The 24,601-nt window shown below is 64.3% G+C and carries 23 protein-coding genes and 1 other RNA gene; 13 read left to right on the forward strand and 11 right to left on the reverse strand.

The features are described 5' to 3' along the window. The first annotated feature begins 94 nt into the window (after positions 1-94). The 3 genes from EUU22_RS13840 (at position 95) to EUU22_RS13850 (ending at position 7,142) form a co-directional block, all read left to right on the forward strand. Positions 95-1,504: an FAD-binding oxidoreductase gene (locus EUU22_RS13840; protein ID WP_129332559.1), complete on the forward strand. Its 1,410-nt coding sequence runs from the start codon at positions 95-97 to the stop codon at positions 1,502-1,504. A 111-nt stretch (positions 1,505-1,615) separates the two neighbouring features. After that, positions 1,616-5,377 (forward strand): AsmA family protein, encoded by a 3,762-nt coding sequence (locus EUU22_RS13845; RefSeq protein WP_129332560.1) that lies wholly within the window; start codon positions 1,616-1,618, stop codon positions 5,375-5,377. A 100-nt stretch (positions 5,378-5,477) separates the two neighbouring features. Next, positions 5,478-7,142 carry a hypothetical protein gene (locus tag EUU22_RS13850; RefSeq protein ID WP_129332561.1) on the forward strand — a complete coding sequence of 555 codons (1,665 nt, stop codon included), beginning with the start codon at positions 5,478-5,480 and terminating at the stop codon, positions 7,140-7,142. Between the two features lie 22 nt (positions 7,143-7,164). Here the strand turns inward: EUU22_RS13850 and EUU22_RS13855 are convergent, their stop codons facing one another. The 6 genes from EUU22_RS13855 to EUU22_RS13880 form a co-directional block, all read right to left on the reverse strand. Continuing rightward, positions 7,165-7,404, reverse strand: a complete 240-nt coding sequence (locus EUU22_RS13855) for a ribbon-helix-helix domain-containing protein (protein ID WP_245485027.1) — start codon at positions 7,402-7,404, stop codon at positions 7,165-7,167. A gap of 65 nt (positions 7,405-7,469) precedes the next feature. Then, positions 7,470-7,673, reverse strand: coding sequence for a DUF4169 family protein (locus tag EUU22_RS13860; RefSeq protein ID WP_129332562.1), 204 nt, complete (start codon positions 7,671-7,673; stop codon positions 7,470-7,472). A gap of 54 nt (positions 7,674-7,727) precedes the next feature. Then, entirely contained in the window at positions 7,728-8,237 is a 510-nt protein-coding gene (locus EUU22_RS13865; protein WP_129332563.1) for an SspB family protein, read from the reverse strand. 123 nt (positions 8,238-8,360) lie between these two features. Next, positions 8,361-8,739, reverse strand: a transfer-messenger RNA (tmRNA) gene (gene ssrA, locus EUU22_RS13870). 174 nt (positions 8,740-8,913) lie between these two features. Next, complete coding sequence (locus EUU22_RS13875) at positions 8,914-9,138, reverse strand: hypothetical protein (protein WP_129332564.1); 225 nt, start codon at positions 9,136-9,138, stop codon at positions 8,914-8,916. 114 nt (positions 9,139-9,252) lie between these two features. After that, on the reverse strand, positions 9,253-9,633 hold the full coding sequence (locus tag EUU22_RS13880; RefSeq protein WP_129332565.1) for an AprI/Inh family metalloprotease inhibitor: 381 nt from the start codon (positions 9,631-9,633) through the stop codon (positions 9,253-9,255). 267 nt (positions 9,634-9,900) lie between these two features. Between EUU22_RS13880 and EUU22_RS13885 the strand changes: the two genes are divergently transcribed. From EUU22_RS13885 to EUU22_RS13915, 7 genes are all read left to right on the forward strand, one after another. Beyond that, positions 9,901-10,209: a DUF2853 family protein gene (locus tag EUU22_RS13885; RefSeq protein WP_129332566.1), complete on the forward strand. Its 309-nt coding sequence runs from the start codon at positions 9,901-9,903 to the stop codon at positions 10,207-10,209. A 93-nt stretch (positions 10,210-10,302) separates the two neighbouring features. After that, positions 10,303-11,097 carry a thymidylate synthase gene (locus tag EUU22_RS13890; RefSeq protein WP_129332567.1) on the forward strand — a complete coding sequence of 265 codons (795 nt, stop codon included), beginning with the start codon at positions 10,303-10,305 and terminating at the stop codon, positions 11,095-11,097. 36 nt (positions 11,098-11,133) lie between these two features. Beyond that, entirely contained in the window at positions 11,134-11,655 is a 522-nt protein-coding gene (locus EUU22_RS13895) for a dihydrofolate reductase (RefSeq protein WP_129332568.1), read from the forward strand. A gap of 140 nt (positions 11,656-11,795) precedes the next feature. Then, complete coding sequence (hflK, locus tag EUU22_RS13900; protein ID WP_129332569.1) at positions 11,796-12,869, forward strand: FtsH protease activity modulator HflK; 1,074 nt, start codon at positions 11,796-11,798, stop codon at positions 12,867-12,869. Between the two features lie 2 nt (positions 12,870-12,871). Continuing rightward, positions 12,872-13,798, forward strand: a complete 927-nt coding sequence (gene hflC / locus EUU22_RS13905; protein ID WP_165351171.1) for a protease modulator HflC — start codon at positions 12,872-12,874, stop codon at positions 13,796-13,798. Positions 13,799-13,810: 12 nt separating this feature from the next. After that, positions 13,811-13,996: a DUF2065 domain-containing protein gene (locus tag EUU22_RS13910; protein ID WP_129332571.1), complete on the forward strand. Its 186-nt coding sequence runs from the start codon at positions 13,811-13,813 to the stop codon at positions 13,994-13,996. A gap of 94 nt (positions 13,997-14,090) precedes the next feature. Then, entirely contained in the window at positions 14,091-15,632 is a 1,542-nt protein-coding gene (locus tag EUU22_RS13915; protein WP_129332572.1) for a Do family serine endopeptidase, read from the forward strand. A 129-nt stretch (positions 15,633-15,761) separates the two neighbouring features. On the opposite strand, the gene EUU22_RS13920 is transcribed toward EUU22_RS13915, so the two are convergent. Both EUU22_RS13920 and serB read right to left on the reverse strand, forming a co-directional pair. Then, entirely contained in the window at positions 15,762-16,310 is a 549-nt protein-coding gene (locus tag EUU22_RS13920) for a GNAT family N-acetyltransferase (protein ID WP_129332573.1), read from the reverse strand. Between the two features lie 15 nt (positions 16,311-16,325). Beyond that, a complete protein-coding gene (gene serB, locus EUU22_RS13925; RefSeq protein WP_129332574.1) occupies positions 16,326-17,216 on the reverse strand; it encodes a phosphoserine phosphatase SerB in 891 nt (296 codons plus the stop codon). On the opposite strand from serB, the gene miaA reads away from it, so the two are divergent. Then, a complete protein-coding gene (gene miaA, locus EUU22_RS13930) occupies positions 17,215-18,108 on the forward strand; it encodes a tRNA (adenosine(37)-N6)-dimethylallyltransferase MiaA (protein WP_129332575.1) in 894 nt (297 codons plus the stop codon). The two genes, serB and miaA, sit on opposite strands and share 2 nt — an antisense overlap. Positions 18,109-18,135: 27 nt before the next feature. On the opposite strand, the gene EUU22_RS13935 is transcribed toward miaA, so the two are convergent. Next, positions 18,136-20,175, reverse strand: coding sequence for an ATP-binding protein (locus EUU22_RS13935; protein ID WP_129332576.1), 2,040 nt, complete (start codon positions 20,173-20,175; stop codon positions 18,136-18,138). A gap of 333 nt (positions 20,176-20,508) precedes the next feature. Between EUU22_RS13935 and EUU22_RS13940 the strand changes: the two genes are divergently transcribed. Both EUU22_RS13940 and ilvN read left to right on the forward strand, forming a co-directional pair. Next, entirely contained in the window at positions 20,509-22,287 is a 1,779-nt protein-coding gene (locus EUU22_RS13940) for an acetolactate synthase 3 large subunit (RefSeq protein WP_129332577.1), read from the forward strand. 16 nt (positions 22,288-22,303) lie between these two features. After that, on the forward strand, positions 22,304-22,876 hold the full coding sequence (ilvN, locus tag EUU22_RS13945) for an acetolactate synthase small subunit (protein WP_129332578.1): 573 nt from the start codon (positions 22,304-22,306) through the stop codon (positions 22,874-22,876). A 92-nt stretch (positions 22,877-22,968) separates the two neighbouring features. On the opposite strand, the gene EUU22_RS25610 is transcribed toward ilvN, so the two are convergent. Further along, the gene (locus EUU22_RS25610; protein WP_205687903.1) at positions 22,969-23,439 is read right to left on the reverse strand and encodes a metalloregulator ArsR/SmtB family transcription factor; all 471 of its coding nucleotides are present in this window, start codon (positions 23,437-23,439) and stop codon (positions 22,969-22,971) included. A 164-nt stretch (positions 23,440-23,603) separates the two neighbouring features. Next, positions 23,604-24,449 carry an aldo/keto reductase gene (locus EUU22_RS13955; RefSeq protein ID WP_129332579.1) on the reverse strand — a complete coding sequence of 282 codons (846 nt, stop codon included), beginning with the start codon at positions 24,447-24,449 and terminating at the stop codon, positions 23,604-23,606. Positions 24,450-24,601 lie beyond the last annotated feature (152 nt).

Raw genomic sequence — 24,601 nt, forward strand, 5'->3', positions numbered from 1 at the left:
CGGCCTCGTCACTGGACAACAGGCGAGCTCCTGGCCCATACCTCGAAGGAGGTCGCGCGGCGCGCCGGAGCGTCGGGACAGGGAGAGTGACGACATGGCGATGAAGGACGTGCAGCCGGGGACCCGCAACGAGGAGGGGATCGCGGCCGTCCTCGGCATCCTCAAGCAGACCTTCGGGGAGCGTTTCCAGACCGGCCAGTCCTTCCGCGAGCAGCACACCCACACGACCACCTATCTGCCGGCCCAGCTTCCTGACGGCGTCGTCTTCGTCGAGAGCGCCGACGACGTGAAGACGGTGGTGAAGACATGTGCCGCCCACAAGGTGCCGATGATCCCCTTCGGTACCGGCTCGTCGCTGGAGGGGCATCTGAACGCGCCGAGCGGCGGGATATCCGTCGACTTCAGCCGCATGAACAGGGTGATCGAGGTGAATGCCGAGGACCTCGACTGCACCGTCGAGCCGGGCGTGACGCGCGAGGAGCTCAACACCTACCTGCGCGACACCGGGCTCTTCTTTCCGATCGACCCTGGGGCGAACGCCTCGATCGGCGGCATGACGGCGACGCGCGCCTCCGGCACCAATGCCGTGCGCTACGGCACGATGAAAGACAATGTGCTTTCGCTCACCGTCGTCACGGCCGACGGCGACGAGATCAGGACCGCCCAACGGGCGAAGAAATCGTCGGCGGGATACGACCTCACAAGGCTCTATGTCGGGTCGGAGGGGACGCTCGGCATCATCACATCGGTGACGCTGAAGCTGCAGGGCATCCCGGCGAAGATCGGCGGCGGCGTGTGCGCCTTCCCGAGTCTCAAAGCCGCCTGCGACGCCGTCATCATGACGATCCAGATGGGCATTCCGGTCGCCCGCATCGAGCTTCTCGACGAGATGCAGATGAAGGCCTGCAACGCCTATTCGAAGCTCTCCTATGCGGAGAAGCCGACGCTCTTCCTCGAATTCCACGGCACCGAGGAGACGGTGGCGCTGCAGTCGGAGCAGTTTTCCGAAATCGCCGCGGAATGTGGCGCCGACGAATATCGTTACACCGCCAATGCCGAGGAGCGCGCCCAGCTCTGGAAGGCGCGGCACAATGCCTACTGGGCCGGCCGGGCGCTGGCGCCGGAACTGAACGGCCTTTCGACGGATGTCTGCGTGCCGATCTCAAGGCTCGCCGATTGCGTCGCCGAAACCCAGGCGGATATCCGTGAGACGGGACTTCTGGCGCCGATCGTAGGCCATGCCGGGGATGGCAATTTCCATGTGCTGATGCTCTTTGACGACAAGCAGCCGGAGGACCTCGCCCGCGCCGAGGCCTTCATGGCCCGCCTGAACGGCCGCGCGCTCGCGATGGGCGGCACCTGCACCGGCGAGCACGGGGTCGGCCAGGGTAAGATGTCCTATCTGGAACAGGAGCTCCACTCGGCCCTGCCGGTCATGCGCGCGATCAAGAAGAGCCTCGATCCGGACAATATCTTCAATCCGGGCAAGATCTTCCGTCTCTGAGGGGAAGGATGCCGATTCCGAGATTTGGGCTGGCGATTGCCGTTGCGGAATGCAAATATCGCGTCGGGCCACTGGTATCTTTGAGTAGGGAGCAACGGGAGTCGACGGGTCGTGCTCGGACGCATATTGGTGGCACTCGGTGGTCTCTTGGTGGCGGCGCTCTTTGCGGCGCTGCTGGCGCCGTTCTTTGTCGACTGGACGAATTTCCGTTCTGATTTCGAGGATCAGGCGAGCCGTATCCTCGGCAAGAAGGTCACCGTCCACGGCGCGGTCGAGGCCCGCATCCTGCCATTTCCCTCCGTCACGCTGCATGACGTGACTGTCGGGTCGGACCGCGACGGCGCGCCGCTCGTCAGCGTCGCCCGCTTCTCGATGGATGCGGAACTGGCGCCGTTCCTCTCCGGCGAAGCGCGCATCTTCGACATGCGCATCGAGGAGCCGAAGGCGCGCATCCGATTGCTCTCCGACGGAACGCTCGACTGGGCGCGGGGCAGCACGGCCGATATCCCGGCGCGGACCGTCGTGCTCGAGCGCGTGCACGTGAGCGACGGCGTGGTCGAGTTCATCGACGAGCAGTCGGGCCGCACCCGGATCGTCTCCGGTTTCGACGCCGACATGTCCGCACGCTCGCTTGCCGGCCCCTGGACCGTGGACGGGCAGGCCTCCGTCGACGGCGAGGCCGGCCGGTTCCATCTTGCGAGCCTGCAGCCGGACCCGAGGAGCGGCGCCGTGCCGCTGAACATCCGTCTCCTGCCGGACACGCGACCCTTCGAGATCGATCTTTCCGGTGGCCTGACGCTGAGCGGCGGCAAGCCGCTCTACAAGGGGAGCTTCCTGGCGAGCTGGCTGATCGCCGAGGGCGAGGCTGCCGAGCAGCAGGCGTCGGGTGCAAAGCCGGTCGCGCCCAAGGTGAAGGGCGAGTTCGAGCTGACGAACGAGCGCGTGCGTGTGCCGTCCTACCGGCTGGAGCTGGGCGACGCCGCAAATCCCTATGCCGTTACCGGCGAGGCGACGCTGGACACGGGCGCGCGCCCGGAGTTCCTGCTGACGGCCGACGGCCAGCAGATCGACATGAGCCGTATCGGCGAGGAGGCTCCGAGCGGCAAGACGAGCCGGCGTGTCGCCATTTCGATCCGCGAGCGTATCGAACGGCTGATCGCCATTGCCGCCCGTATTCCGATCCCGTCGGTTCCCGGCAAGGCGAGCCTGGCGCTGCCGGCGATCGTCGCCGGCGACACCGTGCTGCGCGACATCCGGCTCGACATCCGGCCGGCCGGCACCGGCTGGACGGTCGAGCGTGCTCTCGCGACGCTGCCCGGCCGCACGCAGGTGGAGGCGGGCGGCACGCTGGATCTCAAGGGCCAACCGTCGTTCCGCGGCGACCTGCTTGTCGCCTCGACGCAACCTTCGGGGCTCGCCGCGTGGATTACCGGCGATGTCGATCCGGCGATCCGTGAGATGAAGACTGCCGGCTTCTCGGCGAAGGTGGACCTGACGCGCGAGCTGCAGCGCTTCGAACGGCTGGAACTCGCGATGGGAGTTGGCATTCTCAACGGCCGCGTCGAACGCGAGTCGCGCGACGGTACGGCGCCGAACCTCTCGGTCGACCTCACCGGCAACGAAATCGACCTCAACGCTATGCGTGCGCTTGCGACGCTGGTTGCCGGCGACGAAGCCGGAGTGAACCTCTTCGCGCAGCGGATCGCCGGACGCCTCAAGGTCGAGAGGCTGGCCGCCGCCGATATCGTCGCGAAGAACGTCGACACGGTCTTTACCGCCGATGGCGAGACGATGGCGGTGGAGCGTCTGCAGATCGGCGACCTTGCGGGCGCGAAGATCACCGCGACGGGGAAAATCGAGAGCGCGCTTTCGGCACCGACCGGCGAGGCCGACCTGACCTTCGCTGCCGCGGACCCCGGTCCGTTCCTCACGATGTTGAAGGCGCATGTTTCGGCCCATCCGGCGCTCGATGCGCTGGTCCGCAACGCCTCGTGGTATGCCGGGACGGATATCAAGGCGCATGTCGCGCTTTCGGGTCCGGATGCCGCCATGTCTGTCAAGCTGAGCGGTGTGGCGAACGGCAGTCGTGTCCATCTCGACTACGGCCGCGAGACTATTCCGCCCAGACCGGGCGCCATGACGCTGGACGCGAGCCTCGAAAACGCGGACGCGCAGGTTCTCTTCGGACAGGCCGGACTGGAGCCGCTCCCGATACCGTCTTCCGAACCCGGCCGTCTCTCCGTCTCGCTCAACGCTGAGGCGGATGAACCGGCTGACACGGTGGTGACATTCTCCGGGACTGAGACATCGCTAACGGCCAAGGGACGGCTCGATTTCCGGGCCGGAAGTTTCCTGCAAGGCAACCTCCAGGCATCGCTGCGTAGCGGCGACATCGAGCCGTATCTGATGATCGCCGGTATCGGCCTTCCGCAGTCCGGTGCCGGTCTTCCGGTGACGCTGTCAGCGGATGCGGAGATCGGCGACGCTACAGCGAAGATCGACACGATCGAGGGCGCCTTCGCCGGGAATGCCGTTCGCGGCACCTTCTCGCTCGACTGGAAGGAGCCGGGCCTGCGCGTCGGCGGTGCGCTCGAACTCGATACGGTCGACCTCGCCTGGCTGGCAGAGGCTGTGGCCGGGCCCGTTACCGATCCTGCGACGGGGGACCTCTCCTCGGCGAGCGTCGTGGCGCCGATGACCGTTCCCGACCTCGATCTCTCGCTCCGTTCATCGACGTTCTGGCCAGGCGTCCTCGGAAAGGTCTCCGATTTTTCAGGCCATCTGACGGGCCGCACGGGCGAACTTGTGCTGGAGGATGCCGCGGGCACGTGGCTCGCCGGCGATCTCAAGGGGCGGATCAGTCTTTCGAATGCCGAGAAGACGGCCTTCCTGCAGAGCCGCCTGACGCTGGAGCACGGTGATCTCGCAGCCGTCTTCGCCGGTGCTGCCAGCGACGGTGTGACGCCGCCGCAAATCACCGGGCGTTTCGACCTGACGGCGGTCGCCGAGGCGACTGGCGGGACCGTCGCGGACCTCGTCTCGTCGATCAACGGTTCGGGCGAGATACGGCTGTCGGATGTCGTCGTTCCGCACTTCGACCTCGGCTATCTGCCACCGCTGCTGGCCGCCGCCGACCTCATCGAGGGAGAGGTCGACGAAAGCAAGGTGCGGCCGCTCGTCGAGAACCTGGTTTCGGAAAAAGGCGCTTCCCTCGAGGCGCTGGCCATCCCCTTCAATATCGGCGACGGTGTCGTGCGGGCGCAGAATGTCGTCGCCGGCAACGCACTCGCGAGGCTCGGCGGCGACGCGAAGGTCGACCTGCAGAGCGGCGAGACGGAGGCCGTCGTCACCGTTTCCCCGGAGGTGGGGGCGGACGCTCTCGCCGGGGCCGCTCCCGACATCCGCATCAGGCTCTCCGGTCGCCTGCCGGCGCCGGAGCGCTCGCTCGATGTTACGGATGTCACCAACTATCTTTCAATGCGCGCCTTCGAGCGGGAGCGTCGCCGCGTGGAGACGCTGCAGTCCAACGTGCTCGAGAAGCAGCGGCTGAGGCGTGAGGTGGCGCTCTACAAGTTCCGGGCGGTGGAACGCGAGAAGGCCGAAGCGGCGGAACGGGTCCGGCTGGAGGAAGAAGCGCGCAGGCGGGCAGAGGCCGACGCCCTGGCCCGCAAGGCGGCAGAGGAAGAAGCCGCGCGCCGTGCAGCCGAAGAGGAGGCTGCGCGGCAGCGGGCGATCGAACAGGGTGAGCAGACGACGCAACCGCCCGCAGAAGAGACCGCTCCGCCCGCGGACGGCACGACGCCTTCCGGGCCGACGACCGGCGGGACGCCACCGGTGAATTTGCAGTTCGAGGATCTGCCGGGCGTGAACTGACCGGTATCAATGATCCCGACCGTGCGAGGGGGTACGGCAGGGGAGTGGACGGCGCGCCGGGCGATGGCTTTCCGGCGTGTACAGGACAGGGGGACATGACATGCGCATACTTCGATATTTCGTTCAGGCGTTCTCCATGTTGCCGCTTCTTCTCGCGATGGAAGCCCGCGCTGAGGAGCGCTATGTCACCTTCGCCGAGAATCGCGGCTGGACGGTGAGTTACGACCGGGAGCAGAACAACTGCATCGCCGTTCCGAAGGTCTCCGACGGGCTCTATTTCATCCGCTCGTCGAGCCGCGAGATCGTCGTCATGATCGCCGGGCCGAAATTCGCCTGGGTGACCGACGGGCAGGACTACAAGGTCGAGATTCGCACCGACCGGGAGCGCTGGGACGGCACGATGCGCGCCGATACCGACGAGGGCTTCGGAGGCCTCTATGTCTCGGACCCGAGTGAGAGCTTCATGTCGGCGCTGCGGGGCGCATCGCGGCTCAGCCTTCGGGTGGACAACGTCAATTACGGCCCCTATTCGCTCAGCGGGTCGAGCGACACGCTGAAACAGATCCTCGGCTGCGCCCAGGCCGTGGAACGCGGCGAGTTCAAGCCCGCTGAACCCGACTACATCGGCATGAACAGCCTCGTGTCGTGGAAGTCGGAGGATTTCGGAAAGAGCTACACGTCGGAAGGGTGGACGCTGGCGCTCAAGGGCCAGGACAATGTCGACGGCACGGCGACCGCCTATCTCGAAGTCTCCCGCGAGGGGAAGGGGTCCGCGACCATCAAGGCCGAGAGCGTTCCCGAGGGGCGGGGCTTCGGCAAGCTCGGCATCTACAAGTTCGACTGGTCCGATCCGGCCGTCCTCTTCACCTCCTATACGGGCGGCGCCCATTGCTGCATCGAGGCGCGGGTGGCGCTCTCGACGGATGACGGCATCAATATCATTGACCTCGGCCAGTTCGACGGCGACGTGGTTCATCCGGTCGATCTCGATGGCGACGACATCTACGAGTTCGAGCTTGCCGACCAGCGCTTCCTCTACGCCTTCGCGCCTTATGCTGGCTCGGTGCCGCCGGTGCAGGTGCAGGCGTTGCGCGACGGCAAGTTCATCGACGTGACCAAGGAGGCAGCGTACCGGCCGGTCGTCGAGCGGGCGCTGCTGCGGACGATGAAACTGTGCGGAGAGGAACAGTATCCCGGCGCATGTGCGGGGGCTCTCGCCAACGCCGCTCTTCTCGGCCTCTACAACAGTGCCTTCGAGTTCATGGTCTTCGACGAAATCAACGAGAAGCTCGAGGACAGCTATCTCAAGTGCTCAGATTCCGCCGCCTGCCGAGGACGGGGGGATTTCAAGGATTTCCAGGAAGCGGTCGCCTTCCGGCTCAAGGACTGGGGCTACGACACCGAGCCGGCGCTCAGCGAACCGGCGGCGGCGTTCTTCGGTGAGCTCGCCAAAACGAAGACGGGGTATAGCGCGCCCGGCGACACGACGGAGGGCGGTTGCGCGATGGGGCCGACCCGTTTCGAAGAGGCGCCGGCGAAGGGTATCGTCGCCGTCAGCGGCTATGAGTACACCTGTCATATCGGGCGGGCCGACGTGCTGCACGACAGCGTTGTCACCGAGGCGTTCTGCACGGGCGAGGGGGAATACTGGCTCGACCGCCAGATCTTCGAAAAGGATGGAGCCGACCTCTGGCAGCATTCGCTGAGCCGCATGGAGTCGGGGCTGAAGCCGGTCAAGGCCGCGCCCTGTCCGGCAAAACCGTAAGTGAAAAGGCGGCCTGCGTTTCCTATTCTTCCCGGAAATGCCGGCCGCTCTTCAGCCAGTCGAGCACGTAGAGCCTGAGCGCGGAGGAGAGATTGCTTTCCGGCGGACGTTTGTCGTCGATTTCGGCGACGAGGGCGGCAAGCGGCAGGGCGCGCTCGGCCGCGATGATCTTCAGCTCGTCCCAGAAGGCATCTTCGAGGGAAAAACTCGTGCGGTGGCCGTGAAGGGTCGCCGAGCGCTTGCGAATCGCAGCCGTTGCCAAACTAATTCAAGTCCCTGAGAAAGTGAGTCCTGAACTGCCCCTAAGATATTGAGGCTGAATCGCTATCAGGATTTGCTGCCGTCCGGCGCCGGGCGTTCGAGCTTGCCCTGATCGAGCGTTTTTTCGGCCTTTTCCCGGACTGCGCGCGTCAGGTCCTTCTCGGCCCTGGTGCGTCCGAAGAGGGCGCGGTTCTGCTCGGCGGTCTTGTCCTTCTCGGCGCGCGCCTTTGCCTTCTTGAACTGGCGGAGGTTGACGACGTCTGCAGCCATGACTGGTGCTCCGGCAAGGCTCGGGGCGGGAACGCCCCCGCCCGGGCGAGCCTGCTAATGCTTCTTGCGGAAGGCGTCGAGGGAGACGACCGAAGCCGGCTTCTTGTCCTCTTCGCCGTCCTTGGCTGCGACCGGCTCCTGCGGTTCCTCGGCGGCGGCCAGCGGATAGGCGGTGATCTCGGCGCTCTCCTCGTCCTCGTCGGCCAGCGGAACATCGAATTCCAGCTCGAAATTGACGGACGGGTCGTAGAAGCCGCGGATCGCGTTGAAGGGGATGACGAGCTTTTCCGGCGTGTCGGAGAAGGAAAGGCCGATCTCGAACTGCGTTTCGGTGACCTTCAGATCCCAGAACTGGTGCTGGATGACGATGGTCATCTGCTCGGCATACTTCGCCTTCAGGTGCTGTGAAATCCTGACACCCGGCGCACCGGTCAGGAAGGTGATGAAGAAGTGATGATCACCCGGCAGGCGGCCTGTCGCCGCCACTTCCGTCAAAACCTTTCGAATGACACCGCGCAGCGCGTCCTGAGCCAGAATGTCGTAGCGAATATGGTCCTGCCCCATGTGATCCTGTCTTTCTTCTGTGACGTCTTTTCCAAGGCTATATGCCATGGCACCGGATGCGGGGAAAGCCCCGGTTGGCGAGTCTTACGGAAGCATAATACATGAATTGTCATCAAGGGAGTAGGTGAAGGCTTCTGTTGCCAGGTGCCTTCGAACCCCGCCTTCAGGTGCTAACCAGAAGGGCTTTAGTGTGGGTTTCCCGCACCGCCATTAGGCAGCGAGAGCATAACCCTGAGCGTTGTTGTCGTTTGCAACTACTCTTGTGACCCGATAACGGCGGTATCATGCCGAGCAAAAGTTCGATCTTTACGCCCTTGTCGATCCTATTTCGCCCCCATCAAAAGCCGGTCCGGAAAAAGCTCCGTCACCGACCGGTTTTTGGTGGAGGCGCCGGGTACCGCCCCCGGGTCCAATAGGTTTATTACACCGACCGTTTATTGCCATAGCCGGCCCGAGAGCCGGCACTCCCCATATAGGTCGTTCCGGGGCGGATGAAAAGGGTGGGACGCTGCCGTTTTTTCAGTCGCGGCGTGCGGAGGGGGAAAAGGCGGCCAGACGGGGCGCGCGCGCGGAGGGCGAGGGGTGGCGCCTCCGCGGGCGCTCTCCTGCGGATGCAGGGGCGACCTTTGCCGCCCCTGCCGCTGCCTGCACTGTGGGGAATGGGGCGCTGTGCTCCTCAGAACTGGACGTTGACGATGAAGAAGACGGTCATGTCGTTGTTGACCGTGTAAGTCACCGTATAGTTGTGCCCGAGGTATGGGATTTGTGCATTGCCGCCCTGCGGGTTGATATTCTCCTTGTTGACGTTGACCCACGCTTGGACAGCGTTCGCAAAGGCTATCGCATCGAGGCCAAGGTTCTGGACGGCGCTCAGGCCGGACGGCTCGTATTCCACTCTCATTTCAACACCTCTCGTTTCGCTTGGTTCAAAGCCCACGCCGAGGCTGAGAGGGAGGATGATTTACATCTATGGTTGTGTCAATATGAAATACATCTAAAGGTTAAATTGAGCGGCTCAGTCGTGCATGCGCCGCATCGCGACAAGGGTTCCGTCGACGAGCCGGCCGAAGAGGATGCCGCGGACCGGTTCGAAGGTGACGATCACGGTTTCGTCCCTGCCGAGCAAAGACAAGCCGCGCGGCACGGGCTTCCATGCGCGAACCGAGGCGAGCGCTCCCGTGCAGGCGGTGGCGCGGGCGACGAACCTGCCGTCGTTCCGTTCGCTCCGCAGTTCGACCGTGCATTCGCCCGTGCCGCCGGACTGGACGTTCCATCGGCCGACGAATTGCTCCGGGCCGGCGCCGGCGGCTTTTGCAGAGAGCAGCGTGATGGTCATGGCAAACAGGAACCACGCGATACGGGACGCGGATGCAGGAATCAGTCTGCCGGGAGTCATCGGTCTCTCGCTCTTTTCGCCGGCCCGGATCTTCTGCCGAATTCGACAAGTATTCACCAGCCCTTCAGTGGCGCTTTCAAGAAAGGACCGAAATTGGACGGCGGCGCTTCACCATGCTGCAGGCGGTGCGACACGACGCTTCCGGAGGCGGAAAGAACACGTCCGGGTGCGTCAACCGAACTTGTTGACGGTTTTCTCGGCCGGGAGCATCCTTCACCTGCAATGAATGCAACGAACGCGGCATCGAGTATCGGCGGAGACAGGAACATGAAGGACTATCTTGCAGATGTTCACAAGTACGACAGTTCGGCGGATGAAGCGGCGGTCGGCCGGATCGTCCGACATCTCGGCATCGCACTCCGCGACAGGGATTCCGCGCTGGTTTCCTGCTCGTCGGAAACGGAACTCGCCCGCGTGAAAGAGAGCTGGTGCGGCAAGAAGCTCGGCGTCGACGGCGATGCGGCCGACGCGGCGATCAAGAGCGCCTGCGTCGCCATGGCCGACGATCGTTCGAAGTCGCGCGTGACCTTCTATTATCTGGTCGCCAAGCAGCTCGGAAAGCTCGACGCCGTCTGACGCGTCCAGTTCTCGGGGAAAAGATCGAGAGATGCTTGGTTCTGCCGCCGTCGACCTCTAGTATGAGGGTCCGGATGAATCAGCGGCGGAACCATGAAGCAATATCTCGACCTTCTGAGCCATGTCCTGGAACACGGCAGCGACCGGGGCGACCGCACCGGCACTGGCACGCGTTCCGTCTTCGGATACCAGATGCGCTTCGACTTGTCGGACGGCTTTCCGGTCCTGACCACCAAGAAGCTGCACCTGCGCTCGATCATCCACGAGCTTCTGTGGTTCCTGCGTGGTGACACGAACATTGCCTATCTGCACGAGCACGGCGTGACGATCTGGGACGAATGGGCCGACGAGAGCGGCAATCTCGGTCCCGTCTACGGCGCGCAGTGGCGCTCGTGGCCTGCGCCGGACGGACGGCGGATCGACCAGATCGTCAATCTGGTCGAGGGCATCCGCAAAAATCCCTATTCGCGCCGTCATATCGTCAGCGCCTGGAACCCGGCGGAGGTGGACAACATGGCGCTGCCGCCTTGCCACTGCCTGTTCCAGTTCTACGTCGCCGATGGGCGGCTCTCCTGCCAGCTCTACCAGCGCTCGGCTGACATCTTCCTCGGCGTGCCCTTCAACATCGCCTCCTACGCCCTGCTGACCATGATGGTCGCGCAGGTGGCCGGCCTCGAGCCCGGCGACTTCGTCCACACGCTCGGCGATGCGCATCTCTACGCGAACCATTTCGAGCAGGCGAAGCTGCAACTGACGCGCACGCCGAAACCTCTGCCACGAATGCGGATCGATTCTGAGGTGAAGGACATCTTTTCCTTCAGGTTCGAAGACTTCACGCTTGAAGGCTATGAAGCCGATTCAACCATCAAGGCACCGATAGCGGTCTGACGTCCGCAACGGGGAGAACACGTGCGGGAGAGTGGCATGAGCTCCATCAAGACCACGATCGTCGTTGCCGTCGCCGAGAACGGCGTCATCGGCCGTGAGGGCGAGATGCCGTGGAGGCTCTCGACCGATCTGAAGCGGTTCAAGGCCCTGACCCTCGGCAAACCGCTGGTGATGGGGCGCAAGACGTTCGAATCCATCGGCCGGCCGCTACCGGGACGCCCTCATGTGATCGTCAGCCGCAGCGCCGGTTTCCGTCCCCAGGGTGTCGAAGTGGTGGAAACGCTCGATGCGGCGATGGCGCGCGCGCGGGCCATCGCTACGGCAACCGGTGCCGACGAAATCTGTATCATCGGCGGCGGCGAGATCTACCGGCAGGTACTCCCCTTCATCGACGAGCTGCATGTGACCCATGTCGAGGCCGAGGTCGAGGGTGATACGACCTTTCCGCCGATCGATCCCGCGCTTTTCGAGAAGGTCATGGAGACCTCCGTGCCTGCGGGCGAAAAGGATACGTACCCAACACGTTACGCAATCTATCGCCGGCGGGATGCGGCATAGTCGACTATTTTACCGTTCTTCCGAAGAAGTTCACGCCGTTCCGTTGAAAGCGGCTCGCGCGATACCTATAACGGTCCGAGGATCGTCGCATCCATGCGGTGCGGGCGAGGCTGGGAGCATTTTCAACAGAAGAGGTCTTGATGCCCTGGAGCAATCAGAACGGCGGCGGCCCTTGGGGCGGCGGCGGCAATAATCAGGGTCCCTGGGGGCAGGGGCCGAACCGTCCACGCGGCGGCGGCAATACCCCACCCGATCTCGAGGAACTCATTCGCCGGGGCCAGGACCGCTTGAAGAACATCGTTCCGGGCGGGTTCAACGGCGGGGTCATTTTCGCCCTGGTCGTCGTGCTCGCCGCCTTCTGGCTGATCCAGTCCATCTATACGGTGCAGCCGGACGAGCGCGGTGTCGAACTGCGCTTCGGCAAGCCGAAGGACGAAGTCTCGATGCCGGGCCTGCACTTCCATCTCTGGCCGCTCGAAACCGTCGAAATCGTCAAGGTGACGGAGCAGCAGCAGAACATCGGTGCCAAGGCGTCCTCGACCTCGACGGCCGGCCTGATGCTCTCGGGCGACCAGAACATCGTCAATGTGCAGTTCTCGGTGCTGTTCACCGTGACCGACCCGAAGGCTTACCTGTTCAACCTCGAAAGCCCGCCGGAGACGCTGCAGCAGGTCGCCGAAAGCGCGATGCGCGAGGTGGTGGGCCGCCGTCCGGCACAGGACATCTTCCGTGACGCGCGCCAACAGATCGCCGCCGACGTGAAGAGCATCATCCAGGGCACGATGGACCATTACGGCGCCGGCCTTGCGATCAATGCGGTCGCGATCGAGGATGCGGCACCGCCGCGCGAGGTCGCCGACGCCTTCGATGAGGTGCAGCGCGCCGAGCAGGACGAGGACCGTTTCGTCGAGGAAGCCAACAAATACGCCAACCAGCAGCTCGGCCAGGCGCGAGGCAAGGCGGCGCAGATCCGTGAAGAGGCGGCCGCCTACAAGGACCGCGTCGTCAAGGAGGCCGAAGGTGAGGCCCAGCGCTTCGTCTCGATCTACGAGCAGTACACGAAGGCGCCGGACGTCACCCGCAAGCGTCTCTATCTCGAAACCATGGAGCAGGTCCTGAAGAACTCGCAGAAGGTCATCATCGACGAGCAGGAGGGGGTCGTTCCCTACCTGCCGCTCAACGAACTTGGCCGCAAGCCGCAGGGGGGCAACTGATCATGTCCAATCGTCTGCCCTATTTCCTGATCGCGTTCGCAGCCCTGCTGCTTCTGGTCTATTCGTCGGTCTTCGTCGTCAACGAGCGCCAGCAGGCGATCGTCGTCCGCTTCGGCCAGATCCAGGCCGTGCACAAGGAGCCCGGCCTCTACTTCAAGCTGCCCTTCGCCTTCATGGATGCGGACCGGGTTCAGTATGTCGAGGATCTCGCCTTGCGCCTCGACCTGGACAACATCCGCGTGCAGGTCTCCGGCGGCAAGTTCTACGAGGTCGACGCCTTCGTGGTCTACAGGATCACCGACGCCCGTCGTTTCCGCGAGACGGTTTCCGGTGACCGCGAGTCCGCCGAGGCACGCCTGCGTACCCGTCTCGATGCGTCGCTGCGTCGTGTCTACGGCTTGCGCGGGTTCGAGGCGGCGCTCTCCGACGAGCGTTCGTCGATGATGCAGGAGGTTGCAGCCGCCCTCAAGGCCGACGCGGAATCGCTCGGACTCACCATCGAGGACGTGCGCATCCGCCGCACGGACCTGACGCAGGAAGTCTCCCAGCAGACCTTCGAGCGCATGAAGGCGGAACGTCTCGCCGAGGCCGAGCTCATCCGCGCCCGCGGTAACGAAGAGGGCCAGCGTCGCCGCGCGATCGCCGACCGCCAGGTCGTCGAGTTGCAGGCCGAAGCCCAGCGCGATTCGGAAATCCTGCGCGGTCAGGGCGATGCCGAGCGCAACCGCATCTTCGGCGAGGCCTATACCCGCGATTCCGATTTCTTCGAGTTCTATCGCTCGATGCGGGCCTATACCGGCGCCTTCGAAACGCCGGAGGGAAGCAGCATGGTGCTCTCGCCGAAGTCGGAGTTCTTCCGGTTCTTCAACGGCTCGGGCGGCCAGCCGTCGGCGCAACCGCCACAGCCTGAACCGCAGGCCGGCAACTGACCGGATCTGACGATGTCGGATCTGATCACCGGATTTGCATTTTTCCTGATCATCGAGGGGCTGGTGTACGCACTGGCCCCTCACTTTCTGGTGGCGATGGCGAAACTCCTGCCGGAGATACCCGAGCAACACCTGCGATTTTCCGGCCTTGCCGCGGTGGCACTCGGGGTGGCGATCGTCTGGATGATGCGCGGGTGAAAGCCATTCCTCCGGTCATCAATCCGCCTTATGGTTCGGGCACTAGACCGAATAGTTCGGGCCCTGGACCAACAATGACAAACGGGGAAACTTCATGACTGCGAACGCCTCCACGAGATCGAAGCGCCTGATGACCGGCCTTCTCGGCGTGGCCCTCGCCTTTGGGGCGACGATGGGGCCTGTGGGGCTGGCGGAGGCGCAACCGACGGGCCCGGAGTCGGTGGCAAACCTCGCAGAAGGCCTCATCGGAGCCGTGGTCAACATCGCCACCTCGCAGAACGTGAAAGAGGAAGAGCGCGGGCCGATGCCGCAGGTGCCCGAGGGCTCGCCCTTCCAGGAGTTCTTCGACGATTTCTACAAGAACCGCGAGGGCGGCGGCAATCAGAAGGTCAATTCCCTGGGGTCGGGCTTCGTCATCGATCCGAGCGGCTTCATCGTCACCAACAACCACGTGATCGAGAACGCCGACGACATCGAGGCCATCTTCTCGGACGGTTCCAAGCTCAAGGCCAAACTGGTCGGCACCGATCCCAAGACCGATCTTTCTGTGCTGAAGGTGGAACCGCCGAAGCCGCTGACGGCGGTGAAGTTCGGTGATTCCCGCAAGATGCGCATCGGCGACTGGGTGATGGCGATCGGCAACCCGTTCGGGCTCGGCGGATCGGTGTCGGTCGGCATCGTCTCGGCGCGTGGCCGCAACATCAATGCCGGCCCCTACGACAATTTCATCCAGACCGACGCCGCGATCAATAAGGGCAATTCCGGCGGCCCGCTGTTCAACATGGACGGCGAGGTCATCGGCATCAATACGGCGATCATCTCGCCGAGCGGCGGTTCGATCGGCATCGGTTTTGCCGTGCCGACGGAACTTGCCGAAAACGTCATCCGCCAGCTCAAGGAATTCGGCGAGACGCGGCGCGGCTGGCTCGGCGTCCGCATCCAGCCGGTGACCGACGCGGTCGCGACGAGCCTCGGGCTGAAGAGCAATAAGGGCGCGCTCGTCAGCGGTATCATCAAGGGCGGTCCCGTCGAGAACGGCCAGATCCGGACCGGTGACGTCATCCTCCGCTTCGACGGCAAGGATATCAGCGAGAGCCGCGATCTCGTGCGCAGCGTGGCCGAGAGCACGGTCGGGGCCGAGGTCGAGGTCGTGCTCGTTCGCGACGGGAAGGAACAGACGGTCAAGGTGAAGCTCGGTCGCCTCGAAGACGAGCCTGCCGAGGCCGAGAGCGAGGTGACGGAAGCCCCCTCCGGTGAGGAGACGCTGCCGCCGCAGGCCGGAGAGCCGCAGCCGGGCGACCAACCCTCCGGCGAAGCGGCCCCCGGTGCTCCGGCAAGCGTGGACAGGCTCGGGCTCTCGCTCGGCGCTCTCGATGACGCGGCGCGCCAGAAGTTCTCGATCGCCGAGAGCGTCGAAGGCGTGGTGATCACCGCCGTCGAGGCCGGTTCGGCGGCTGCCGGAAAGGGCCTCGTCGCCGGCGAGGTCATCGTGGAGGTGGCGCAGGAATTCATGGAGACGCCGGACCGCGTCGCCGAAGTGCTGCAACGCCTCAAGAGCGAGGGACGCCGCAGCGCCCACATGATGATCGCAAACCCCGCCGGCGACCTGCGCTTCGTGGCGATCCCGCTCGAATAGAGCCCCGTATCAGGGCGAGCGGGTTGCCGCCCGCTTGCCTGATCCTGTGGTCGAGCTCTGCGCATCAAGCCTTTGGCGCAGAATCCGTTTTCGGAAGCTGGGGCGTGTGCATTGGCGCCCGTGGGGCGATCAGACGTCGCTTCTGCCGATCCGGTAGAGGACGTGGCGCTTCAGGTGCGGATGGGTGTCGGGTACACGCGGATGGTCGAAATCTCCGTCGACGTCGCGCCTCATGCCGATCCGCTGCATGACCGCCTGCGAACGGAGGTTGGCCGCGACCGCGAAGGAGACGACTTCATCGAGTGCCTTTTCCTCGAAAGCGAACCGCAGCAGCGCACGGGCCGCTTCCGTCACGTAGCCGTTGCCCCAGAAGCGTGTGGCAAGCCGCCAGCCGATCTCGACCGTGCCTTCGGGGAGGATCGGAGCGATCTTCGCTTCGGCAAGGCCGCAGAAGCCGATCGGTTCGGCCGTCTCCTTCAGCCCCAGCGCATAGAAGCCGTAGCCGGTCTCCTCGATCATGCCGCGCAGGAGGTCCATCATCGCGTCGGCTTCCGCATGGGAGCGACGCATCGGAAAGAACTCCATCACCTTCGGATCGGCATTGATCTCGCGAAAGAGGTCGCGGTCGGTATCCGTCCAGTTGCGGATGACGAGCCGCGGCGTTTCGGTGATGACCATGGCGTCCCCGGACGGTCAGGGCAGTATGAAGTCGGTCTTGCGATAGCCCTGCAGGTAGAGGAGGGCGGTGAGATCGCAGTGGTCGAGCCGGATTTTCGCCTGAGCCGCTACCGCGGGCTTGGCGTGCAGCGCGACGCCGCTGCCGGCGAGGCCGAGCATGGCGAGGTCATTGGCACCGTCGCCGACGGCGATTACGTCGTGCGGGGTGATCCCGAGCCGCTCGCAGATTTCGGTGAGCGCATCGACCTTGGCCTGCTTGCCGAGGATCGGCTCGGCCACTTCGCCGGTCAGGTAACCGTCCTTCTCGAGCAGGATATTGGCGCGGTTCTCGTGAAAGCCGAGGCGATCGGCAATGGGGTTGGTGAAAACGGTGAAGCCGCCGGAGACGAGCGCCGTGTGGCCGCCGCGGGCCTTCATCGTCGCGATCAGTTCCGGTCCACCTGCGGTCAGCGTGATGCGCTTCTCGATCACCTCGTCGACGACGGAGATCGGCAGGCCTTTCAGGAGGGCCACGCGTTCGCGCAGCGCCGGTTCGAAGGCGATCTCGCCGTTCATCGCGCGGGCGGTGATCAGCGCGACCTTGTCCTTCAGTCCCACTTCGGCGGCGAGCTCGTCGATGCATTCCTGGCCGATCATCGTCGAATCCATGTCGGCGATCAGGAACTTCTTGCGCCGGTGGTCGGCATCCTGGATCGCGAGGTCAACCGGAGCCGTGTCGAGAATCGCCCGGATATCGACGTTCGCCTCGACCGGATCGCTGCCGTCCTTCAGCACGATGTCGCAGGCGATGCCGTCGGCGAGCCAGTAGAGGCCGGAGGCGCCGACCGCTTCCGCGGCCTTCTCGGCAAGGGCCGGGGTGACGGCGGGATTTGACGGATTGGCAAGAAGCGTGGCAACGAAGGCCATGATGAGGAACCCTGTGGACGATATCGACGCGATCCTGATAACCGGGCCGACCGCAAGCGGCAAGTCCGCGCTGGCGCTCGCTCTGGCGAAACGTCACGGCGGCGTGGTCGTCAATGCCGACAGCATGCAGGTCTACGACACGCTGCGACTTTTGACGGCGCGGCCTTCGGACGAGGAGATGGAGGGTGTCCCGCATCATCTCTACGGCCACGTGCCGGCGGGCGCGACCTATTCGACCGGCGACTGGCTGAGGGAGGTCAGCGAACTGCTCCAGCGCCTGAAGGCGGATGGAACGCTGCCGGTGATCGTCGGCGGCACCGGCCTCTACTTCAAGGCGCTGACTGGCGGGCTTTCCGAGATGCCGCCGATTCCAGCCGAGATCCGGGAGACCTTGCGGCAACGTCTCGCCGAGGAGGGAACGTCTGCCCTCTACGCGCTGCTGGAACGTGATGACCCGACGACCGCGGCGAAGCTCAATCCGCAGGACGGGCAGAGGATTCTCCGGGCACTCGAGGTGGTGGCGGCGACCGGCCGGTCGATTTCCGAGTTCCAGGGCAAAGCGGGGCCGGTGATCGTCGATCCGGCGCGAGCGCGGAAGCTCATCGTGCTGCCGGAGCGAGATATTCTCTATTCGCGCATCGACAGGCGCTTCGCGACGATGCTCGAAAACGGGGCGATCGAGGAGGTCGAGGCGCTGCTGGCGCTGAGCCTGCCGCCGGAGATGCCGGTGATGAAGGCGATCGGCGTGTCACAGATTGCGGCGATGCTGAAAGGCGAGATGAGTCGCGATGAGGTCATCGAAAGGGCTTCTGCCGCCACTCGGCAATATGCGAAGCGTCAGATGACCTGGTTCCGAAACCAGATGGACGAAAGCTGGGAGAGGACGCGGTAGGGCCGTTCCGCTCTGCCCGATCCCGTCTCAGTCCTTGCGGTAGAGGCTGGAGAGAGGCTTCTTCAGGATGCTTTCGCGAAGTGACAGGCCGGGCTCCCGGCGCGAGGTCGAAGCAGGCTGCTGCGGTTCGACAGGCCGGTCGGCGGGCTGAAGGCGGGATTCGTATTCGTGGCGGGGCGCGGGATCGTAGAAATCGGTTCGGCGCCGCAATGGCGGCATGTCTTCGCCTGCGCGGTTCCCCATCGGCAGCATGTCCGGACGATAGGGCTCAATCGAAGGCGTGTCCTGCACCATGGAGGGAGTGGAGGCTGCGAAGGGATCGCCACGGTGTGCGGGCAGGTCGTCGACGAACGACGCCGGCTGCTCGGCGGCCTCGTAGCTGCGTTGGAAGGCGGAGATGTCCGGTCCGGAGACCGCGCGCATACGGCTGACGACATTGCGGAGGTCGACGGTGTCCGGGGTCTCGTCGGACCCCTTGACGGTGACCCCGTTCGCCTTCGGCAGGTGGTTCTGCTCGACACGGGTGAAGCGCATGCGCATCGGCACCGCGATCGCCTCGCCGAAGGCGATCGCTTCGCCGTTGCCGATCGAGGAGATGAAGCTGGTGGTGGAGATCGACGAGTCCGGGATGGCCGAGCGGATGATCTCCTGGTCGCGGTCGTTGGAAAGCCGCATCGCAAACAGCGTCGAGCATTGCGAGAGGATGGTCTGGTCGAGTTCGCCCGGCCGCTGCGTGATGATGCCCAGCGAACAGCCGTACTTGCGGCCTTCCTTGGCGATACGGGCGATCGCCTGGCGCGTCGGGAAGAAGCCGAGATTGGGATCTGCCGGCACGTAGCGGTGCGCTTCCTCGCAGACGACGAGCATGTGAACGGCGCCGTTCGACCAGAGCGCCAGTTCGAAGGCCATGCGGCAGAGCACCGAGGCGACGGAGTTCACCACCTCGGAGGGGATGCCGGCGAGCTGGAAGGTCGAAATCGGCCGGTCGTCGCCGGGAATGCGGAAGATATGTCCTATGGTCTCCAGGATTGTATCGTTGATCGTGTTGTTGGAGAACATGAAGTGGTAGCGGGGATCGTTGATCGCCGACATGATCCGCATCTTCAGCGACCGCAGGAAGGGCTTCTCGCCCCGGCCTTCGAGGCGTCCGATGCGTTCGTCGATCAGTGCCAGAAGGTCGGCGATGCGATAGGGCACCGGCGTGTCGGCGGTGATCGAGCTCTTCTCGTTGGCGCGGCGCATCAGCCCGTTATCGCTGCCGCGGAAGGCGCGCTTGGCCTCCGGCATCAGGTCGCGCAGGATATCGAGTTCCTCCGGCACCGGCGGGCGGCCGCGAAACACGACTTCGGCGAATTCCTCGAGCTTCATCAGCCAGAAGGGAAGGTCGAGCGTCTCGGTGTCGATGACCACGGCGTGCTCGGGGAAGGCAGCGGCGAATTCGTTGTGCGGATCGAGGATCAGCACACGCAGCTTCGGGTCCGCCTTGATCGCCTGGCGCAGAAGCAGCGAAACGGCCGTCGACTTGCCGACGCCGGTGGAACCGACCACCGCGAAATGCTTGGAGAGCATAGAGGGAATATGGATCGCGGCGTCGATGCTCTCGTCCTGCGTGAGCTTGCCGATCACGCAGACATCATTCTTGCCGCTGTCGTAGATGCGGGAGAGATCGGCGGTGCGGATGCGGTGGGCGACGGCCCCGAGATAGGGATAGCGGGAAATGCCGGTCGAGAACTCCTCGCGGCCGTTCATGCCGACATGCACTTCTCCGAGAAGCTCGACCTCGATCAGGAAGGTATTGTCGAGGTTCTCGCCCCACGCCTTGGTGTCCGTCTGCATGGAGTAGACGAGAGCGACGACGCGATTGCTGCCGACGGAAATGGAGATCAGGCGTCCGACGGACCAGAGTTCGCTGAGCTCGGTGCCACCGGCTTCGGCGACGGCGGCGACGGTGGCGCGCGACCCGTTGCATGCGACAACGCGCCCCAGCATGCGATTGCCGGGCCGCAACTGATCGCGGCGATCCTGTTCGCCGGCCGTACCCGACGTGTGGAGGTCGTTGTTACGCAATAATAAACTCCCTGCTCCGACCGCTTGTAGCAAGAGAGGTTTAATAAGCGGTGTAAGGGCTTGACGGCTGCAAGGCGTGCCGTCCTTTCGGGCACGACGGCGCTTTTTGCGGCGAATGCGCGTTGACGGGGTCTGAATTTCTGTCTATCACTTCCGACCATGACTATTTCGGCAGTTCTTATCGTGGTGGGAAAGCGCATGGGCAGGATGGTGTAACCATCCGGCGACAGCCACCCATGCGCTAGATGACAGGCTCCTCAAGGGGCCTTTTTTTATGGCCAGAACCGGGGTGAAAACCCTGACAGGAAATCCAGAAGGCAAACGGAAACAGGCATGACGGGAACAGACAATCAGATGACCGGCGCGGAGATCGTCCTCAGGGCGCTGAAGGACAACGGGGTTGAGCACATCTTCGGTTATCCGGGCGGTGCGGTGCTTCCGATCTATGACGAGATCTTCCAGCAGGACGAGATCCAGCACATCCTCGTGCGCCACGAGCAGGGTGCCGGCCACGCCGCCGAAGGTTACGCCCGCTCGACCGGCAAGGTCGGCGTCATGCTCGTGACCTCCGGTCCCGGCGCGACCAATGCGGTCACACCGCTGCAGGATGCGCTGATGGATTCGATCCCGATCGTCTGCATTTCGGGACAGGTTCCGACGCCGCTCATCGGCTCCGACGCCTTCCAGGAATGCGACACCGTCGGGATCACCCGGCCCTGCACCAAGCACAACTGGCTGGTCAAGGACGTCAACGATCTCGCCCGCATCATCCATGAGGCTTTCCGCATCGCGAGAACCGGTCGTCCGGGTCCGGTCGTCGTCGATATTCCGAAGGATGTCCAGTTCGCGACCGGCACCTACACGCCGCCGGACGCGCATCGGATCCAGAAGAGCTACCAGCCGAAGGTCCAGGGCGACGCCCGTGCGATCCAGGCTGCCGTCGAACTGATGGCGAACGCCCGTCGCCCGATCATCTACAGTGGCGGCGGCGTCATCAATTCCGGTCCGGAAGCCTCCAAGCTGCTGCGCGAACTGGTGTCGCTCACCGATTTTCCGATCACCTCCACCCTGATGGGGCTCGGCGCCTATCCGGCCTCGGGCAAGAACTGGCTCGGCATGCTCGGCATGCACGGTTCCTACGAGGCCAACATGGCGATGCACGACTGTGACGTCATGGTCTGCATCGGTGCCCGTTTCGACGACCGCATCACCGGCCGCCTCAACGCCTTCTCGCCGAACTCGAAGAAGATCCACATCGACATCGATCCGTCGAACATCAACAAGAATGTCCGGGTCGACATTCCGATCGCCGGCGATGTCGGGCATGTCCTCGAAGACATGGTTCGGCTCTGGCGGGCGCTTCCGAAGAAGCCGGATGCCGGCCAGACGGCGGAATGGCGCGACAGCATCGCCCGTTGGCGGGCGCGCAACAGCTTCGCCTATACGCCGTCGAGCGACGTCATCATGCCGCAATACGCGATCGAGCGGCTTGCGGCTCTCACCAAGGATCGTGATACCTACATCACCACCGAAGTCGGCCAGCACCAGATGTGGGCGGCGCAGTTCTTCGGTTTCGAGGAACCGAACCGTTGGATGACCTCGGGCGGCCTCGGCACCATGGGGTACGGCTTCCCGGCGGCGATCGGCGTGCAGATCGCCCACCCGGAAAGCCTCGTCATCGACATTGCCGGCGACGCCTCGATCCAGATGTGCATCCAGGAAATGTCGTGCGCCGTGCAGTACGAGGCGCCGGTCAAGATCTTCATCTTGAACAACCAGTACATGGGCATGGTCCGCCAGTGGCAGCAGCTCCTGCACGGCAACCGCCTGTCGCACTCCTATACCGAGGCGATGCCGGACTTCGTCAAGCTCGCGGAGGCCTATGGTGCCGTCGGCCTGCGCTGCGAGAAGCCGGGCGACCTGGACGCCGCCATCCTGGAGATGATCAACGTCAAGAAGCCGGTGATCTTCGACTGCCGCGTCGCCAACCTCGCCAACTGCTTCCCGATGATCCCGTCCGGCAAGGCACACAACGAAATGCTGCTGCCCGACGAGGCCACCGACGAGGCGGTCGCCAACGCCATCGACGCCAAGGGCCGCCAGCTCGTTTGATTTCAAGGGGTTTACAATGAACGCACACCTTCAGCCCACGGGCTCCGCCTACTTCATCGCCCCGGAAACGGCGAGCGTCGAAAGCCATACGCTCTCGATCCTCGTCGACAACGAGCCGGGTGTCCTTGCCCGTGTCATCGGCCTTTTCTCCGGCCGCGGCTACAATATCGAAAGCCTCACCGTCTCGGAAACCGAGCATGAGGCGCATCTGTCGCGGATCACCATCGTCACCCGCGGGACGCCGAGCGTGCTCGAGCAGATCAAGACGCAGCTCGAGCGCATCGTTCCGGTCCACCGCGTGGTGGACCTGACGGTACGTGCCCGCGAGCTCGGCCAGGAACGGCCGATCGAGCGTGAGGTGGCTCTCGTGAAGGTCACCGGTTCCGGCGAGATGCGCGCCGAAACCCTTCGCCTTGCCGACGCCTTCCAGGCGAAGGTGGTGGATGCGACCGTCGACCACTTCATCTTCGAGATCACCGGGAAGTCGTCGAAGATCGACCAATTCGTGGCGATCATGAAGCCGCTCGGGCTGAACGAAATCTGCCGCACGGGCATCGCCGCGATGAACCGTGGTTCGCAGGGAATGTGAGGCAATCTCTGCCGATCGACTGGACGGGCGGCCCTTGTGCCGCCCGTTTTGCTTTAGCATTTAGCAAGGGAAGGTTTTGGGGGAACGGTGCCTCAAAACATCGACATCTGGGCGGGCGCGGGCTTCTCCACGTTTCCCGCATCCGCGTCGGGCTCCGCCGGCGCGACCTTCTCCGCTGAACCGGATTTCCCGGCGCCTTTTGTGCGGGTTCCTGCCGGCTTCTCGTCCTCGGGCGGCGCCGGGGTCGCGTGCCCGGTCATGCCGACGTCCTGCAGAAATCCCGCAAGGCATGGTTCCAGCACCTTCTGTGCCAGCGCATAGTGGACGAACTGGCCGCGCTTTTCGCGGGAGACGAGACCGGCGCCTTCGAGGATCGCAAGGTGTTGCGAGATGGAGGGCTTGGCCATGACGAAGTGCGAGGCGATCTCGCCGGCGGTCAGGCTGGAGGCGGCGAGATGCCTCAGCATCGCCCGGCGCGGTGCTGCCGCGAGCGCCTGAAAGATCTTCTGCTCCAGCTTTTCGTCTCTACCGGTTGCTGCCGTCTTCTTGCCGCGCTTCTGCATGTCTCGTCGCCCTGTTTGCATCGACGCAGATATTTCCGGAATTGCGGCGTCAGGCAATCCCCTCGGGCGTCCTCCGGCGGGTGGACGACAATTAGTTAACAAGCTAATTCGGCAATTCGCGTCAGGTGGCTTGCCCGGCAACTCGTCGATGCGAGGGCTCCGCTTCAGATCATCGCCAGCGGCATCTTGTGCTCAGGCGCGGGGAAGACCGCGTCGAGCGCTGCCCAGTCGTCCTCGGTCACCTGCAGATCGACGGCGTCGCGGTTCTCGCGCACGCGCCGGAGGTTCGACGACTTCGGGATGGCAATCACCCCTTCGCGCCTCAGAAGAAAGGCGAGGGCGACCTGCGCTGGCGTCGCCTGATAGGCCTTGGCGATGTGGATGAGCTCCGGGTGATGGGCGAGCCGGCCCTGCTCGATCGGCGAATAGGCCATGACCGCCACGCCGCGGGCCCGGCACCAGGGAAGCAGGTCGTATTCAATACCGCGCTGGCCGAGATTGTAGAGCACCTGGTTGGCCGCACAATTGGCGCCGTCGGGCAGGGCGAAAAGCTCCTCCATGTCGGCAACGTCGAAGTTCGACACGCCCCAGGCGCCGATCTTGCCGGCAGCCTTCAGTTCCTCGAAGGCGGCGACGGTATCGGCGAGCGGATGTTCGCCGCGCCAGTGGAGGAGATAGAGGTCGAGACGGTCGGTCTTCAGACGCCTGAGGCTGGCCTCGCAAGCCGCGACCGTGCCGGCGCGGCTTGCGTTCCACGGATAAACCTTGCTGACGAGGAACACCTCGTCGCGGCGGTCCTCGAGCGCCGTGCCGACCACGCGCTCGGCGCCGCCCTCGCCGTACATCTCGGCCGTATCGATCAGCGTCATGCCGAGATCGAGGCCGAGCCGCAGGCTGTCGATCTCCTCGCCGGCGCGGGCTTTCACCTCGCCCATCTGCCAGGTGCCGAGTCCCAGCGCGGGAACGGAGACGCCGCCGGGCAGGGTGACGGTCGGGATCGGATCGTGCATCGCTTCTTCCTTCTGGCATCTGTCAGGCGAGCATAGCAGGCGACGTCGGACCGACAAGCTGTCGGCACAGTCCGGATCGGACGGGCTTGCGTGTCACTGCAACAATTCCGCGCTGGACCGGCCGATCGCGTCGACTATGTTGACCTGACGAA

Source organism: Ciceribacter ferrooxidans (genome assembly GCF_004137355.1).
GTDB classification, from domain to species: Bacteria; Pseudomonadota; Alphaproteobacteria; order Rhizobiales; family Rhizobiaceae; genus Allorhizobium; species Allorhizobium ferrooxidans.